The organism is Salmonirosea aquatica, assembly GCF_009296315.1.
Classification (GTDB): domain Bacteria; phylum Bacteroidota; class Bacteroidia; order Cytophagales; family Spirosomataceae; genus Salmonirosea; species Salmonirosea aquatica.
This window is the reverse complement of sequence record NZ_WHLY01000002.1, coordinates 3,426,346-3,441,864: the sequence shown is the minus strand read 5'-3', so window position 1 is coordinate 3,441,864 and position 15,519 is coordinate 3,426,346. Positions and strand designations below refer to the sequence as shown.

10 protein-coding genes, 1 tRNA gene and 3 pseudogenes are annotated in these 15,519 nt (G+C 52.5%); 7 read left to right on the top strand and 7 right to left on the bottom strand.

Annotated features, from left to right (window positions below):
• The first annotated feature begins 89 nt into the window (after positions 1-89).
• The 3 genes and pseudogenes from GBK04_RS15495 (at position 90) to GBK04_RS15485 (ending at position 2,737) form a co-directional block, all read left to right on the top strand.
• Positions 90-559 (top strand): annotated as a pseudogene (locus GBK04_RS15495) (peptidylprolyl isomerase).
• 124 nt (positions 560-683) lie between these two features.
• Positions 684-1,277 carry a Uma2 family endonuclease gene (locus tag GBK04_RS15490; RefSeq protein WP_152761169.1) on the top strand — a complete coding sequence of 198 codons (594 nt, stop codon included), beginning with the start codon at positions 684-686 and terminating at the stop codon, positions 1,275-1,277.
• A 146-nt stretch (positions 1,278-1,423) separates the two neighbouring features.
• A complete protein-coding gene (locus GBK04_RS15485; RefSeq protein WP_152761167.1) occupies positions 1,424-2,737 on the top strand; it encodes a Fic family protein in 1,314 nt (437 codons plus the stop codon).
• 25 nt (positions 2,738-2,762) lie between these two features.
• Here the strand turns inward: GBK04_RS15485 and GBK04_RS15480 are convergent, their stop codons facing one another.
• The gene (locus GBK04_RS15480) at positions 2,763-4,085 is read right to left on the bottom strand and encodes an Nramp family divalent metal transporter (protein ID WP_152761165.1); all 1,323 of its coding nucleotides are present in this window, start codon (positions 4,083-4,085) and stop codon (positions 2,763-2,765) included.
• A gap of 160 nt (positions 4,086-4,245) precedes the next feature.
• On the opposite strand from GBK04_RS15480, the gene GBK04_RS15475 reads away from it, so the two are divergent.
• Positions 4,246-4,318 (top strand) — tRNA-Gly (locus GBK04_RS15475).
• A gap of 114 nt (positions 4,319-4,432) precedes the next feature.
• Here the strand turns inward: GBK04_RS15475 and GBK04_RS15470 are convergent.
• From GBK04_RS15470 to GBK04_RS15460, 4 genes and pseudogenes are all read right to left on the bottom strand, one after another.
• Positions 4,433-5,704 carry an MptA/MptB family glycosyltransferase gene (locus GBK04_RS15470; protein WP_152761163.1) on the bottom strand — a complete coding sequence of 424 codons (1,272 nt, stop codon included), beginning with the start codon at positions 5,702-5,704 and terminating at the stop codon, positions 4,433-4,435.
• Positions 5,705-5,759: 55 nt separating this feature from the next.
• On the bottom strand, positions 5,760-6,761 hold the full coding sequence (locus GBK04_RS15465; RefSeq protein WP_373331014.1) for a glycosyltransferase family 2 protein: 1,002 nt from the start codon (positions 6,759-6,761) through the stop codon (positions 5,760-5,762).
• Between the two features lie 20 nt (positions 6,762-6,781).
• Positions 6,782-7,249: a glycosyltransferase gene (locus GBK04_RS30675; protein ID WP_373331013.1), complete on the bottom strand. Its 468-nt coding sequence runs from the start codon at positions 7,247-7,249 to the stop codon at positions 6,782-6,784.
• A gap of 146 nt (positions 7,250-7,395) precedes the next feature.
• A pseudogene (locus tag GBK04_RS15460) lies at positions 7,396-8,075 on the bottom strand (glycosyltransferase family 2 protein).
• Positions 8,076-8,247: 172 nt separating this feature from the next.
• Between GBK04_RS15460 and GBK04_RS15455 the strand changes: the two are divergent.
• Positions 8,248-9,051, top strand: a complete 804-nt coding sequence (locus GBK04_RS15455; RefSeq protein WP_152761161.1) for a Rossmann-like and DUF2520 domain-containing protein — start codon at positions 8,248-8,250, stop codon at positions 9,049-9,051.
• Between the two features lie 38 nt (positions 9,052-9,089).
• On the opposite strand, the gene GBK04_RS15450 is transcribed toward GBK04_RS15455, so the two are convergent.
• Positions 9,090-10,307 carry an AGE family epimerase/isomerase gene (locus tag GBK04_RS15450; protein WP_152761159.1) on the bottom strand — a complete coding sequence of 406 codons (1,218 nt, stop codon included), beginning with the start codon at positions 10,305-10,307 and terminating at the stop codon, positions 9,090-9,092.
• A 92-nt stretch (positions 10,308-10,399) separates the two neighbouring features.
• On the opposite strand from GBK04_RS15450, the gene GBK04_RS15445 reads away from it, so the two are divergent.
• Entirely contained in the window at positions 10,400-10,936 is a 537-nt protein-coding gene (locus GBK04_RS15445; RefSeq protein ID WP_152761157.1) for a KdsC family phosphatase, read from the top strand.
• A gap of 91 nt (positions 10,937-11,027) precedes the next feature.
• Positions 11,028-12,275 (top strand): metallophosphoesterase family protein, encoded by a 1,248-nt coding sequence (locus GBK04_RS15440; protein ID WP_152761155.1) that lies wholly within the window; start codon positions 11,028-11,030, stop codon positions 12,273-12,275.
• 140 nt (positions 12,276-12,415) lie between these two features.
• On the opposite strand, the pseudogene GBK04_RS15435 reads toward GBK04_RS15440, so the two are convergent.
• Positions 12,416-15,464 (bottom strand): annotated as a pseudogene (locus tag GBK04_RS15435) (carboxypeptidase-like regulatory domain-containing protein).
• Between the last annotated feature and the right edge of the window lie 55 nt (positions 15,465-15,519).

Below are 15,519 nucleotides of genomic sequence, written 5' to 3'. Positions count from 1 at the left end.
CGGAGGCGGGTTGTTAAATGGTTCGACCTCTAAATTAGGGATTCCATTTTAAAACCCGCACGGCCCGTCGTACCTTTGTAGCTTAATTTATGGTTTTACCTACAATTCAGGATATGACAAAGGCAGAAATGGTCACCGAAAAGGGGACAATGCAGATTGAATTCTACGACGACGACGCACCGAATACGGTAAAGAATTTTGTGGATCTGTCGAAAAAAGGTTTCTACGATGGACTTACCTTCCACCGCGTGATCCCGAATTTCATGATTCAAGGCGGCGATCCCGAAGGTACCGGGCGCGGTGGCCCTGGCTACAAAATCGATTGCGAACTCAAGGGCGAAAAGCAATACCACGACCGGGGGTACTTTCGATGGCCCACGCGGGCCGCAACACCGGCGGTTCGCAGTTTTTCATTTGCCACAGCCGCGACAACACCGCCCACCTCGACCGAAACCACACCTGCTTCGGCAAGGTGGTGGAAGGCGTAGAAGTAGTGGATGCGATCCGGCAGGGCGACAAGATTCTGAAAATTACAGTGCAGGAAGAGGAGGAGGCATAAGATAAATGCTCTTGTTCACAGCAGGCCGCCCGGACATAGTTTCGGGCGGCCTGTTTTTTGAGCGGATGTAGGGGAATATGCTATGAATTAAAACCGTAAATTTGAACAAACAATCACTTGCATCATGGCTTTGATCACCGAACTCTCCCAACTCGATTTGAATGGTACGTATTCCTACGCCGACTACCTCAAATGGCAGTTTCAGGAACGTGTAGAGTTATTACGGGGAAAAATATTCAAGATGAGCCCGGCTCCGAGCGTACGCCATCAGCGGGTGGCGGCTAACTTGTTTTTGGCAATGGGAAACCGACTTAGCGGTAATTCGTGCCAGTTTTTTTTCGCCCCTTTCGACGTACGGCTTTACAATCGCAAAAAATCCCAGAAAGCCAGTCAGGAAATAGTTACTGTGGTACAGCCCGATCTTTGCGTAATATGCGACGCCTCTAAACTCGACGAGCAGGGTTGCAACGGTGCACCCGACCTGGTGGTCGAAATCCTGTCGCCCGGCAATACCAAGCGCGAGATGAAGGATAAATTTGAACTTTACGAAGAAGCGGGCGTCCGGGAATACTGGCTTGTGCATCCGTTGGACGAGTCCGTGCAAATCTACTTCCTCAACGAAGCCGAATGCTACATCGGCCTGCAACCCGCCACGGAGATCGCGAAGTCAGCGATTTTCCCGGATCTGAACGTGGATTTGGTGGAGGTTTTTCGGTGAGGATTTTACGTTGCAAGGAAGAGGGCCTACCTTAACTACTCAAAATAGGTACCCTCACTTTTTAAAAAATCTATAATTCATTTTTTTGCTTAAGGGCTGTGCAACACAGCTCATAGAAAAAGCTACCAACACCAATTAAAAAAATTATGGAGCCGCTGGAAAAAGCCTTTGCCTTAAAAAAGGAATTGGATTCTTTGAGGCCTCTGAACAGAGAACAGGAACAGCGAATTATGCAAAAATTTCGCTTAGACTGGAATTTTCATTCCAACAACCTGGAAGGCAATACCCTGACCTATGGTGAAACAAAGGCGTTACTTCTATTCGGTATCACAGCACAGGGTAAACCTCTGAAAGATCATTTGGAGATAGAGGGGCATAATGAAGCCATTGAATGGGTAATAGAACGTGTGAGCGGTGAGTATCCTCTAACAGAGAGTTTTATTCGGGAATTACATCAACTCTTATTGAAAGAACCCTATTGGGTCGATGCCATGACACCTGAGGGGGCTCCCACTAAAAAGAAAGTGGAGATAGGGAAATACAAAAGTTTGCCCAACCATGTGCTGACAGTCACCGGCGAAATGTTCTATTTCGCTTCGCCCGAAGAAACACCCGCTAAGATGGATGATTTAATGCAATGGTACCGGGAAAAAGCTTCAGCAAAAAATGTAAACCCTATACTACTGGCGGCAGAGTTTCATTATAGGTTCATTCGCATTCATCCTTTTGATGATGGCAACGGCCGTACCGTCCGTATCCTGATGAACTTTATCTTGATGAAGTATGGCTTTCCGCCAGTAATCATCAAGACCCAGGATAAAAGCAACTACCTATCGGCTCTACGCCAGGCGGATAGTGGCATCATCGAGCCTTTCATAACTTACATTACCAATAATCTGATTCATTCCCTGGAACTGATGATTCGGGGTGCAAAGGGAGAAAGTATTGAAGAGCCGGATGACTTTGACAAAGAACTGGCACTGCTCGAAAAAAGATTAAATCAGGGTACCCAGGAAGTAGAGAAAACGGCAGAATTAATTCATACTTTATACGATAATTCGATAGTGCCGCTGTTTTATAAGTTTGCCGAAGAAGGAAAGAAGTTTGAAAAGTTTTATGTACAATCTAAATTATATATTATTTCAAATGATCATACATCTGACAACTTTCCTAGCGCAATATTGGCTATTAAAAGTAAAATAACTCAGGATACTACTAAGTTTGGCGTGTTTTATGGGTATCAGGCATTTGTCCATTCAGTTTATGGAAATTTTAATCACAATGCCGTAGTAGATGTTATGCTTGGGCCAACTAGCTATTTTGCTTTGTTGAATGGCAAACCAGCAAATCTGGAAAAGCGATACGACGAACAACTTACTGAGGAAGAAATTAATAATCTAGTAAGGTCAGAAATGAAGAGACATAAGGAATTTATTGAGCAAAAATTGGCAAAAAAATAGTATTTTCAGAGCTTGCTACACCCCCTCACATCACCTGCCAAACCCCATACCCACTCACCACCAGAATCGAAGCAACGCTCAGCCAGAAAAACACGTCGTACAGCCGCGAGGGCGTGAGAGCTTTGGGGAGTTCGCGGTAGCGGTACACCCACGCCACCCACACGATCAGGATCAACAGCACCGAAGTCGCAATGCCGCCCAGAATCACCATCATCACCGGAGCCTGGAAGAACAGGAAAAACAGGCACCAGGCAAAAGGGAAAATCCACGAAAAAATCGCGATGGAACGCCGCCGCTCCTCCACGGTACCGTACTTCAGCCAGCCCAACTGCCCAAAGGCATCGCCATAGACCCGCGCCCAACTCGCCGTGGCCGTGAAAAGGGTGGAGTACAGAGCGGTGAAGGCACCTACCAGGAACAGCGTTTCGGCCCATGGGCCTAGTGTTTCGGTAAAAATGCGCGAGAGTACCCCGATCATCCGGTAGCCTTCGGGTACCTCGCCGCTGCGGTGCAATACCGCTGCACCCAATAGATAAAAAGCCGCCGTCACCACGGTGTAGACCATCATCGAAAGCAGGGCATCGAGGTACATGACGTTGATCCAGCCCTTGGCGCGCTCGGCCCAGGCAGGGGTACCATCGTTGGGACCGGCGTAGGCCGCATAACCTTTTTCGATGCACCAGTAGTTGTAGTACATGATTTCGTCGCCGCCCACACCCGTAATGCCAAACGCCCCGAAAGCCACGGCGACGGCCTCGGGCGGGAGCCGGAAACTTAGCCCGTCCTGAATATCTTCCCAGTGAATCGCAAAAGGGGTACCTTGTAACAATCCTACCGACACCAGCACCACCGAGGAGAAAAGCACGATCATCACCAGCGAGCCTTTTTCGATAGGCGCGTAGTAGCCCCGGTACACTAGCAGCGCGGTAATCAAGGCCGAAAGCAACGCCCACACATTGACCGATATGGCCGGAAAAGCCATATTGAGCACGATGGCTACCCCGCCTACAATACCCCCTACCTGCAGGAGTTTCAGCCCTTGCAGCGAGAGCCATAGCCAGATGCTCCAGTGCGCCCGTCCCCACTTACGGCCTGGCAACCGATTGAAGTTGTGCATTGTGAAGGTACCCGTGTAAATGGCATTCTTACCAAACTCCAATTGCAGGGCTACTTTTACCAGACAACTCACAATAATAACCCAGAAAGTCACGAAACCCGCTTTGGCACCCAGTGTTGTAGTAGCGATCAATTCGCCGGAGCCGACGATGGCCGCCGACATGATGAAGCCGGGGCCCAGGTATTTCAATTGCCCGGCTATAGTCCGGGGCGGGTCGAGTTGTTGCTGCATGTGAGGAAAAGGATTTGCAGGCAAAAGGTACCCCTTGCGGAATATTACTGTTTGCGCTATATTTGAAGCCCGTTTCGTTTTATAAAATCGCGGAAGTAGCTCGGTTACGGTTCGGCGCTTCGACGGTTCGGCGTCCCGATAGAGCGGATAATTAACAAATGCGGAAGTAGCTCAGTTGGTAGAGCGGCAGCTTCCCAAGCTGCAGGTCGCGAGTTCGAGACTCGTCTTCCGCTCACATGAAATCACGGCAGCTTCTCAGGCCGCAGGTCGCGACGGGGCGGGAGGCGCTCCTCCGTGCCGTTCGAACCTCGTCTTCCGCTCAGAAAAGCAATAACAGGCCTGGCTCGTTATTGCTTTTTTTGTTGCTTACTACTTGATATTTTCTCCCTCACTTCCCAGACCATCCAGCCGCCTACCGCCAGGTACTCCAGCGCTACGATCCACAGATTTTCGTGATAAGGTACCTGCCCATAAGCCACGTAGGTAAGCGGAAGTACCACCGACCAAACCAGCGGAAACTTAAACCGTGAAAGCGCACTCAGCGCGATGAGTGGTACCACGTACCACGGATGCACCGTCGTGGCGCACAGCAGGTAGGCGGTTAGCGCAAAGAGCCAGCGCTCGGGCAGAGAAAGCTTTATTCGCCGGGACCAGGAGAAAAAGAGAATGAGCGATACGGCCACCAAAGCCAGGAACGGCCCGATGGTGGCAATGGGATTGTAGCCCAGAATGAGCGTTCCGAACTCCCGCAGCAGGTAGTACCAACTGGCGTTAAACTCGAAGCGGCGAAAGTAAAGATCCAGACTCGCCGAAAGGTTTTCAACGATTATGGGATCGAAAAAAAACAGGAACGGCAGCAGGAACACCCCGCCCACCACGGAAAAGTAGAGCAGACTTTTTCTCCAATTCGCTTGGTCGATTAAAGCCGGGAGAAAAATCAGTGGCAGCAACTTCACCCCCGCCGCCAGCCCGAGGAAGGTGGCCGAAGGGAAATCTTTTTGTTTTTTATAAAGATATAAACCTGCCAGCAGAAAGCAGATCGTCAGCCCTTCGTAATGAATATTAGCGGTGAGCTCGACGATCACCAGCGGATTGAGAGCATATAGCAGTACGCCCCGCTTGGTAGCGGCTTCGTCTTTCCCCGTCAGATTCAACAGGCGGTACAGCCACCAGCAGGTACCTAACTCACCCAGTACAATGGGAAGCCGTAGCCAGAAAGCGGTCGCCAGTTCGTTCAGGCCGCCCCATGTAGTCGACAACACAAACCAGCCTTGCAGCAGCGGCGGATAAACGGTGTAATAATGGGGCGAATTGAGTTTTTGGAAAAGGGCTTCCGTCAGTCCGGCCTGTGTGGCGATATCGGTAGCAAGGATTTCGGAGGGTAGGTACAGAAACGGATTGTAGCCATGCGCCAGCAACCTGCCGTCCCAGATGAAGCGGTAAATATCGTCGGAAAGCGTGGGCAGGGTACCTAGTCCGATAAGCCGGAAAGCAAAAGCAGCAACAAGCAGAAGCTTGAAATGTGAATCACATTTGAAATAAAGGGAAACTCCATACAGCACAAACAGTGCTCCCCACAAGCTGAGCAAGGTGACGGTTTCGTTACGGGCCGTGTGCATCAGGAAGTAGTACCCTATCCCCGACAGCCCTACGCCTAAGCCCCACCCCAGCCCTTCATGGCTTTACCAGCGAATGCCGCACCGACCAGTAGGCAATGAAACCAAAACCCAGCACCAGTACCATATGGAAAGCAAGCGCGCTGTAATTGCGCGTCGCCAGCCCCAGCCCGATTCCTCCCAAAAAGTAGAGCACCAGCCCCCATTCCACCCAAGTGAGTGGCGGTACGCGGCGGACGCGGTAGGCATTGGATTGCCAGCGCTCACCACGCCGATTGACGTTGAATTTGGGCGTACGGACAAAGGGTGTTTTGCGGCCCAGGTACCCCTCGATGACCGCCACCGCATTGTGTAGCGACAAGCCCAGCATGATGGCCAGAAAGGTAGGAAAGGTAATGACAAACTCCCAAAAGGTACCCCCGCGCCGCCGAAAAGCCGTCCAGTAAAACATACCCATGATAATCAGGCTCAACTGAAAGAATGTCAGCCAACCCCAACCCAGCCGAAGCGCCAGCATGGGTACACTCAGTAGTGCGGTGAGCAAGGTAGCGACGAAGATGGAACTGTTAAGCAAATGAAAGGAGGCGTATAGCTTGGTGGCCAGGGAAAGATTCGACGCGCGCCAGACATTGCCCAGATTTTTACGGGCGCACTCAGCGGCACCCTTGGTCCAGCGGTACTGCTGCGACTTCACGGCAGGTACGGTCACAGGGAGTTCGGCGGGCGATACCAGTCCTTCCAGATATACGAACCGCCAGCCGCGCTGCTGCGCGCGGTAACTGAGGTCGAGGTCTTCGGTGAGCGTATCGGCCGACCAGCCGCCCGCGTCAACAATGGTACCCTTGCGCCAGATGCCCGCCGTGCCGTTGAAATTGATGAAATGTCCGCCCGCCGAACGACCTACCTGCTCGATGCTGAAGTGCGCATCCAGCCCAAAGGCCTGCATGCGGGTAATGAGCGAATAGTCTTCGTTCAAGTGTCCCCAGCGTGATTGTACTACCCCTACCCTGGGATCGGAAAAATGGGGAATCGTGGCTTTGAGAAATTCAGGCTTCGGCACAAAATCGGCATCAAAAATAGCTACGAATTCCCCCGAGCCACAGTAAGTCCATGAGCCAGCGCTCCGGCTTTGAAACCTGTGCGGTCGGAGCGGCGGATGTGGCGGATGTCAAAGCCCTGTGCCCGATACTCGGCTACCCGGCGGGCGATAATGTCTACGGTGTCGTCCGTGGAGTCGTCGAGGAGCTGGATTTCCAGGTTTGCTTTGGGATAATCGAAAGTCACGACGGCCGCCATCAACCGCTCGATCACGTAGCGCTCGTTATAAACCGGCAACTGCACCGTCACCACCGGCCATGCTGTGGGCGCAGCCAGCGCATCATGCGCTGCTTTCACCTCCCGCTGATTGGAACTTTGTGCACTTGCCCCTTTGCGCCTTTGTGCCTTAAAATAAGCCCACACCAACCCTACCTGCGACAAACTGTATGCGAAAATGAACAGCATGGCGAGAAGAAACGGAATCAGGACGAGGTATTGCAGAAAGGTCAAGGAAGTGAACGTGTTGTTGGCGGTCGGCTTAAAATTACTTAAAAAACACGCCGGACCATGATTTGTTGAATGCTACGTACTCTACCGTAGTTCAGTTGCTCAAAAGCAGGAACATTCCGTTCCCATATGTCCTGACAACCTAAACGTTACCGGTACTTAAAGATCCACGATAGAATCTTGTATCCTGCTAAAACCGTGCCCTTTACCGTACCCGACACCTTGGAATGGCCGATGCGCCTGCGGTAGGTAACGGGTACCTCACCCACGGCCATGCCCATTTTGGCGGCTTTGAGTTGCATTTCCACCGTCCAGCCGTAGGTAGTATCCTGCATGTTCATGGCCAAAAGTTTGTCGAACCGGATGGCCCGGAAAGGACCGAGATCAGAATAAGTGACGCCGTAAAAACGCTTGATGAGGGTAGTGGCCAGCCAGTTGCCAAATACCTGCTGCGGGGTCATGGAGCCGGGCTCGCGATTTCCCAACGCCCGCGAGCCAATCACCATATCGAGATTATTTTCCAGGAGGTACCCCACGATTTTGGTTAATTCGCCGGGATAGTCCGAATAATCGGCATCCACAAATACCAATATTTTGGGGGGGTAGGTTTGTTCCTAAGGTACTCGATTCCTTTCAGGCAGGCATACCCGTAGCCCTGTCGGGGTTCGTCGAGTACGGTGGCTCCCGCTTGTTGAGCATTCAGGCGGGTATCGTCGCGGGAATTATTATTGACCACCACAATCTCCCGAACCATATCGGGGAGGTCGCGCACTACGTTCCCCACGGAATTTTCCTCGTTGAATGCGGGAATAACTACATCGATTGATATATCTTGCAAAAGGGTGTTGATTATCGGCAGGCGGCCGGGCGGCGTACCGCTTTTGGCTTTCGGCGCAGATTAGAGGTGAGAAACAGCTACCTTTCAGGAGTGCAAAAGTAGCGAAATAAGGTACTTTCCCATTCACCCATTCAATCTATCAAAATTCATTCCTAGATTTCTCATGAAAATATCGTTTATCGGGGCCGGGAATGTGGCCTGGCACCTGGCGCAGGCTTTCGAAGCCGCCGGACATCTCATATGTGAGGTATACAGTCGCGACCCGCAGCATGCCCGCCAGCTGACGAGCCTGCTGTACGATGCCGCCATTCAGCCCGATCTGAATTTTTCGGAAAGTGTGGCGGACCTGATTCTGATAGCCGCTTCCGACGATGCCCTGGAAAGCATTATCGAGCGGGTCGTTCTGCCTGCTAACGTGATGCTGGCTAATGCGTCGGGTAGTCGGTCTTTGGCCGATTTGCAGCATTTGGTTGAGGTACACAGCGACGTACCCGTACGCACAGGGGTACTTTATCCTTTGCAAACCTTCACGAAGGAAGTGAGCCTGGATTATTCCGAAATTCCCTTTTGCATCGAAGCTACCGACGACGAAACCGAAGCGAGCCTGATCAAGCTGGCCCAAACGGTAAGCAGCTGTGTTCAACTTGGCGACTCCGAAGAACGCCGCAACCTGCACATTGCGGCGGTGTTTGCCTGTAATTTTACCAACCACCTTCTATCCATTGCCCACGATTTGCTTGAGCTGGAAAAACTCTCTTTCGATCTGCTCAAACCCCTCATCCGCGAAACCACCCATAAAGCCTTGCAAAGCAAAGACCCCGCCACCATGCAAACGGGCCCCGCCCGGCGGTCGGACTGGGCCACCACCAGCCGCCACCTGGAATACCTGCAGGAGCTCAACCCCGAATGGGCCGCGATCTACCGGCTTATGACGGAAGATATCCGGGAGCGACACTTTGAAGAGTAACAATATCCAGGAGCCGAGATATTTCGGTTTGTTACTTACTAAACGACCTTCCTGCTTCGCTTTGGCGATGCGTCTGATTTGGCTATGATTTCCAGCAGGTCGGCTATATTCGCCAGATTTCGTACCATGGCATAAAATCCCTTTTCGGGAGTAATTTTATGCCGGATGAAAGGTACCCCTTCACGCGTAAGTTCACCGAACCATCCCCCGTGCGTCTTGTCAGGAAATTTTTCCCACACGTATTCATGGGTTTTTTCAAAGGTGGCTAGGAAAATCGGGTTGGCGGATAGCACGTGTGCTTTCAATAGGGTTTGCAGGGCTTCCAGATGTACCCAGGCCAATTTGTGGTTCCAGCGGGGTTGAAGCGGGTGTAAGCTTTTAATATCCATTTGATAAAAAAAACCGCCGCTCGACGAATCACCCGCGGGCGCTTCGTCCCAGGCGGCTTGCAAAGTCAGTTCCGTCAGGTCAAGCATCTGGTTCAGTAGCCTGCGGTTGCGGGTTCGGTCGGCAATATCCATCATGAAGCCCGCCATTTCAAATACCCGTCCCGGCACCAGCATCCTTCCTTCCGGGCAGTCCCAAAAATGACCTTCCGGGGTGACGTTTTCCAGCACGATGTCGGTTCGCTTATCGTAAAAATCACTGATAAATTCTTCCAGGTAACTTTCCAGCGTTTTCTGGTACCACTTCTTATCGGCGTGGGTTTCCGATTGTAGCAGGGCGTGGCCAATCAGTGCAAATTCCTCCAGGCTCTTGAAACCCCTTCCGGTTATTATTTCTTTTTGTTTTTTTATACTGGAATCCCGCTTTTTCAGCAGTTTGACGAGCGTCTTTTGGGCGATTTCCGCGTACGATATTTCCTCCGTCGCCTGGGCGATTTGCCCCAAAGCCAACGCCATATATAAGTCAGGGAAGGCATTGGGCGCGCCAACGAGTGGAGTACCCCGGCGATCGAGCTGTCCGTACCAGGTACCTTTGGCATCGCGGCCTTTTTCCAATAAAAAATCAACCGTTTGTTGCGCCAGTCCGAGCCATTCCTTATTAGGACCGAAGCGATTGTGGGCCATGGCAAACGCCCACGCCACCTGTGCCTGTAATGCGACGGGTTTGTCGGTAGAAATGATCCCTCCCGTCTCGTCTACTGCTTCAAAAACACCGCCGTACATGGGATCGAACGCGTGCTTTTGCCAGAAAGGTAGCACGTTCTGCATCAGTTCGTCGCGGTACTGTTGGGCCAGTTGCTGAATATCCATGGGTACCCGTCTGTCGGGGTTGGAGGATTTTTGAAAGTAGGATAAAAATCAAAAATAGCGTTAATTTCGTGTTGTACCCAAACCCCAATCCTATGGATTCCACATTGACCGCACGCTTCCAGCGCATCAAATCCTTCATCTTCGACATTGACGGCGTCATGACCGACGGCCGTGTGCTGGCGCTCGAAAGCGGTGAGCAGCCCCGCTCATTTCACGTGCGCGACGGTTACGGCATCAATCGCGCCATCCGAATGGGCTACCGGGTGGCCATCATTTCGGCCCAAAATCAGGTAGGAGTACGCAAGCGGTTGGAATATTTGGGCGTCAGGGATATTTTCATCGGCTCGTCGCCCGACGGCAAGCTGGCGATTTATGAAAAATATCTGGCCGACAACGACCTCAATGAAGACGAAGTGGTATTTATGGGCGATGACATCCCCGATTACGAAGTGATGGCGCGTACTGCCGTGCTGGGGGCCTGTCCGGCCGATTCGGCGGAGGAAATCCTCGCCATTGCCGACTACGTATCGCCCGTCAACGGCGGCTTTGGGGCCGTGCGTGACCTGATCGAGCAGGTGATGAAAGCCCAAGGTACCTGGATGGCGTGGATTAACGTGGGCAAGGAATGAATCGGCAGTTGGTCATCCCCTGCTTCTGCCGGACGATCCTTTACAGTTTTTAATTTTTAAGTAAAATAAGGCCGACGGCCAATAGCCAATAATGAAAATCCTCCACACCGCCGACTGGCACATTGGCAAGAAACTGGACCATTATCCCCGCCTGGACGAGCAGAAGCTGGTGCTGGACGAAATCTGCGAAATAGCCGACCGCGAAGCCGTAGACTGCGTGGTGATTGCGGGTGATCTGTTCGATAATTTCAGTCCTTCATCCGAAGCCACCGAGCTACTGTACAGTACCTTGCATTGTCTGTCAGCCAATGGCAAGCGCGCCATCATCGCCATTGCGGGCAATCATGATTCGCCTGAGCGCATCGAGGTACCCGACGCCATGGCGCGGGCCTGTGGGATTATTTTCGTGGGTTTTCCCAATGCGGAAGTCAAGCCTTTCCGCACGCAGGCCGGAGTGGAGGTGGTGAAAGTGGCAAAAGGATTCGTAGAAATTAAGCTACCCAAAGCCGATTTTCCCCTGCGTCTTCTACTCACGCCCTACGCCAACGAGCAGAGGCTGAAAACTTTTTTGGGCCTCGACGATACCGAAGAAGCCCTGCGGACCCACCTCCAGAATCACTGGCAACACCTAGCCGAAGGGTACCTCGACAATGCGGGCTTCAATATGCTTTTGACGCACCTGTACATGATGCGCAAAGGCGGCGAAATGCCCGAGGAGCCCGAGGACGAGCGGCCCATCCTCAACATCGGTGGCGCGCAGGTGGTCTATTCCGAGAACATTCCCGCCCAAATCCACTACACGGCCCTTGGCCACCTGCACCGCTACCAGGTAGTCGATAAGGTACCTTGCCCGGTGGTATATTCCAGCAGTCCGCTTGGGTACAGTTTCTCGGAGTCCAACCAGACCAAGTATGTGGTATTGATCGAAGCCGAAGCCGGAAAATTGGTCGGGTACCGGCCCATTGAACTCCAACAGGGCAAGAAGCTGCACCGGGGGAAGTTTGAGCATGTCGACGATGCCCTGACCTGGCTGGAAGAACACCGCGACGACCTGGTGCAAATCACGATGGTGACCGAAACCTACCTCGAGTCGGCCGATAAGAAACGGTTGCTCGATGCCCACCCGGCGCTGATGGCGATCATACCGGAAATCAGAACCAAAGAGGCCAAGGCCGAAGCCGCCGAACGCCTCCGCCTCGACCCCGACAAGCTTTCCATCGAGGAGCTTTTTATCGACTATTTCAAGAATAGCAAGCTGGGCGATGGGCAGGTACCCGGCGAGTCGCTACTGGATTTGTTCCGCGAAGTACGGGCACTGGACGATGCTGAGGAAAGTTGAGTCACAGCGCTGGTTTTGCCTATTCCTGAATTAAGGTACCTTCGAACTGCTACAAAAAATCCGGCTCGCCCATTCGGATATGGGTGAGCCGGGTTCACTTTAATTTATACTTACCTTCGATAGCTCTTACCTTTACTTCATCAATTCGACAATTGATCAAATGTAACTGATACATAGTACATCGAGCCGATGGCCGCGCTGCCGAAGGCCTGTACGTAAGGTTTGCCACCCAGATTGGTACCCCCGACTTTCACGATGGATTTGATTGTCGGTAGCTTGAAGCTCACCTGCGCATCGAGGTTATTGATGGCCTTCACCGTGGTGTTGCCAAACAAAGGTACCGTGGCGGTGGTGGGCTGTACAAAGCCCGACTCCCACACGAAAGCATCCTGGTGACGGAACGACACATTGAAACCGATCGGGTTGGCCGTGCTAATGCGGCGTCCAAATTTGAGGTTATAGCGGTTTTTTGGCGTATTGAAGCCCGCATACTGCTGCTCGGGCGTAGTTACAAACCGATTCAGTTCGTTGTTAGCCATGTTGGCCCCGATAAAGAATCCTTTTGCCAGTGAATAGTCGGCGCTGATGGCAAAGCCCTGCACATTGATTTTTTCGTTGGTATTGGCTGGCCGCGCGTACGCAATACGCGTACTGGCACTACCTACTCCCGACTCGATGGGCAAGCCCGGGGCCGCCGGGGCCGTGGGTACCAGAATGACGGTGTTGCCAATGAAATTGGTATACTGGCTGAAATAGTAGTAGGCGTCCACGAAAAGTTTCCGGGCAATAATGCCTTTGTAGCCGATTTCGTACGAGGCAATGCGCTCCGGTTTTAGGGTAGGAGCCTGGTACTTGGGAATGGCTGCGAGTGCGAACGCAGGCAGAACCTGTGCGGTTACGATTGGGGTATTGACGGCCAGGGCACCAGGCAGCTTGGCTGCTACGCCTTGCTCAACGGCCCCGGCAATGGCTTGTGGATCGTTAGGGATTAGCCCCGCTGCCACCGCGTCATTCACCGCCGCCATAACGCTGGCCCTAACCTGTTGGGTGATGGCTTCAACAGCGTAAGCCTGCGCCTGTGATTGTATAGCAGGCTTAGCGGCATACAGAGCGATTACGGCAGGATCCAGATTTTGGCGCAGAATCCCATTTTGCAGATTATAGCGGCTATTGAATTCCGACAAGCCACCGATCAACAGAGCATTGGGCGTTACGAGGTCGATGTACTGGTTTTGAGTGGTAGGAATCCGGAAGCCCGACTGGTAGGAAAGCCGGACGTTGTGGCTGCCAAAGGTCGTTACGGCCGATACCCGGGGCGTAAACTGGCCGTCGAAATTCTGGTTTTTATCGTATCGCAACGAACCGGTCAATTTCAGGTGGTTCTGAAATATAGATTTACTGGCCTGAGCGAAGGCGCCGTACTCGGTAATGCCGATCGTCCCGTCGCGACCGTCCTTGGTGTCGGCAAAGAGGGTACCTTCGGAGCGCAACTGGTAATGGCGTACGTTGGCTCCCACAAGCAGGTCGATGACTTTAATCTCATTCTTGAAATTATATACGCCCTCCGCGTGGTAGAGGTTGGTTTTGTCCAGAAAATTGCCGCCGCCCTGCGAGATGGGCGTGTTCCGCCATTTGTCAAGTGAGGTGTTAAAGGTTTCGGAGCCGGGCATGGGCATTCCCTGATCCGCCACGGCACGGGCCGCTGCGTAGGCCTGGTCCTCAGGTACCCCCTGCCCGCGTGCCGCAGCAAACGCCCCGGCGTACTGGCCAAACCACGCCACATGGGGCTTGAATTCATTGAGCATGGCGATACCCACCAAGCCCGACAGGTACGAATCCCCGGAACGTTCCTGCGTGGTGTAGGCGCGTATCGTAAAATTATCGGCGCGTAGTTCCAGCTTGGCCTGCGTCAGGTTGAAGTTCCGGAGCGAGTAAACGGCCCGTACCCGTGTACACTGTGGTACCATAGCCATAATTTACCTGCCCTATGGCCTCGATTTTATCATTGATGCGGTAGTGCAGTGCCATATTGGCTTTGAATGACTTGTTATTATAATCCACCAAATCCCTTTCCTGATAGCCCGTCCTGCTTACATTGACATTGGGTAAAAGGTCAAGAGCGGCGGCCGGAAGCAATTTGGCCGTAACCAGCGCCTGACCTACCGTCCTTAGATTGGCCTGTACTTCATCGCCATAGATGTTCTGCCCATCGTAGTCACTGTTGACGCCCGCACCGCGCGTACCGTCCTGCACGCCGCCCACGTTAAGGTTGGTGTAGTCGGTAGCCTGCCAGTCCTTCGCCTGAATGTAGGACAGATTGACCTTGAAGGCGAACTTATTATTAAAAGCCTTGGCATACCGGATGGTGGCGTCATAAAAGGGTGTCACTTTTTCATCGCGATTGCTGGCGCTCATCACGCCCGTCTTCACTACCGCGCTTATCCCCTGGTACAGGAAGGGGCTTTTGCTATTCATCAGGATCAGGCCGTTGATGGCATTGGGGCCATACAGCGCCGAGGCTGCTCCCGGCAGTACATCCACACTTTCCAGGTCCAGTTCCGGAATACCCACAATATTGTCGAGTGGGAAGTTGAGACCCGGCGCGGCGTTATCCATGCCGTCGATCAATTGTACCGTGCGGGGGTTGCCCGTTGCGCCGAAGCCTCGCATGTTGATGGACTTGAAAAGCAGGCCCTGCGTGGTGAGGTCGATGCCCTTCAGGTTGCCCAGTGCGTCGTAGAAGCTGGCGGCGGGCGTATTACGGATATCCCGAATGTCCATCCGCTCGACCGCTACGGGCGACTGCAAAACGCTCTCCTCTACCCGCGAAGCCGACACGATGACTTCCTGTCCGAGAATGGCCTGTTCGTTTAAGCTTACGGCTATATTCGTTTGGTTACCACTCACAGCTACTTCCTGCGTTTCGTAACCTACTGATGTGACCACCAGTGTGAACGGCGGATTGGTGGTAGTGGTTAGCTCAAAGTTTCCACCGATATCGGTAATCGTTCCTATTACCTTACCTTTTACCTGAATACTGACTCCCACCAAGCCGTCTTTAGTAGCCGCGTCCGTTACCTTGCCTGCTACTTTTGTGGTTCCATCCTGCCCGAAAGCCAGGCAAGTGGTCAGGGCAACGAACAAGCCTGTGAACAGACCTGCCACCCTGTTTGTAAATCCTTTTCTCATATCATTTCTCCTTTAAAAGTTTGTTGTCTTTTTGAATGTAATATTAGAGATAAGT

Excerpts from the sequence above, each read along its gene's own strand:
- GBK04_RS15490 (WP_152761169.1), top strand. The coding sequence starts at position 684 with ATGGCTTTGATCACCGAACTCTCCCAACTCGATTTGAATGGTACGTAT.
- GBK04_RS15485 (WP_152761167.1), top strand. The coding sequence starts at position 1,424 with ATGGAGCCGCTGGAAAAAGCCTTTGCCTTAAAAAAGGAATTGGATTCT.
- GBK04_RS15450 (WP_152761159.1), bottom strand. The coding sequence starts at position 10,307 with ATGGATATTCAGCAACTGGCCCAACAGTACCGCGACGAACTGATGCAG.
- GBK04_RS15470 (WP_152761163.1), bottom strand. The coding sequence starts at position 5,704 with ATGCACACGGCCCGTAACGAAACCGTCACCTTGCTCAGCTTGTGGGGA.
- GBK04_RS15445 (WP_152761157.1), top strand. The coding sequence starts at position 10,400 with ATGGATTCCACATTGACCGCACGCTTCCAGCGCATCAAATCCTTCATC.
- GBK04_RS15455 (WP_152761161.1), top strand. The coding sequence starts at position 8,248 with ATGAAAATATCGTTTATCGGGGCCGGGAATGTGGCCTGGCACCTGGCG.
- GBK04_RS15480 (WP_152761165.1), bottom strand. The coding sequence starts at position 4,085 with ATGCAGCAACAACTCGACCCGCCCCGGACTATAGCCGGGCAATTGAAA.
- GBK04_RS15440 (WP_152761155.1), top strand. The coding sequence starts at position 11,028 with ATGAAAATCCTCCACACCGCCGACTGGCACATTGGCAAGAAACTGGAC.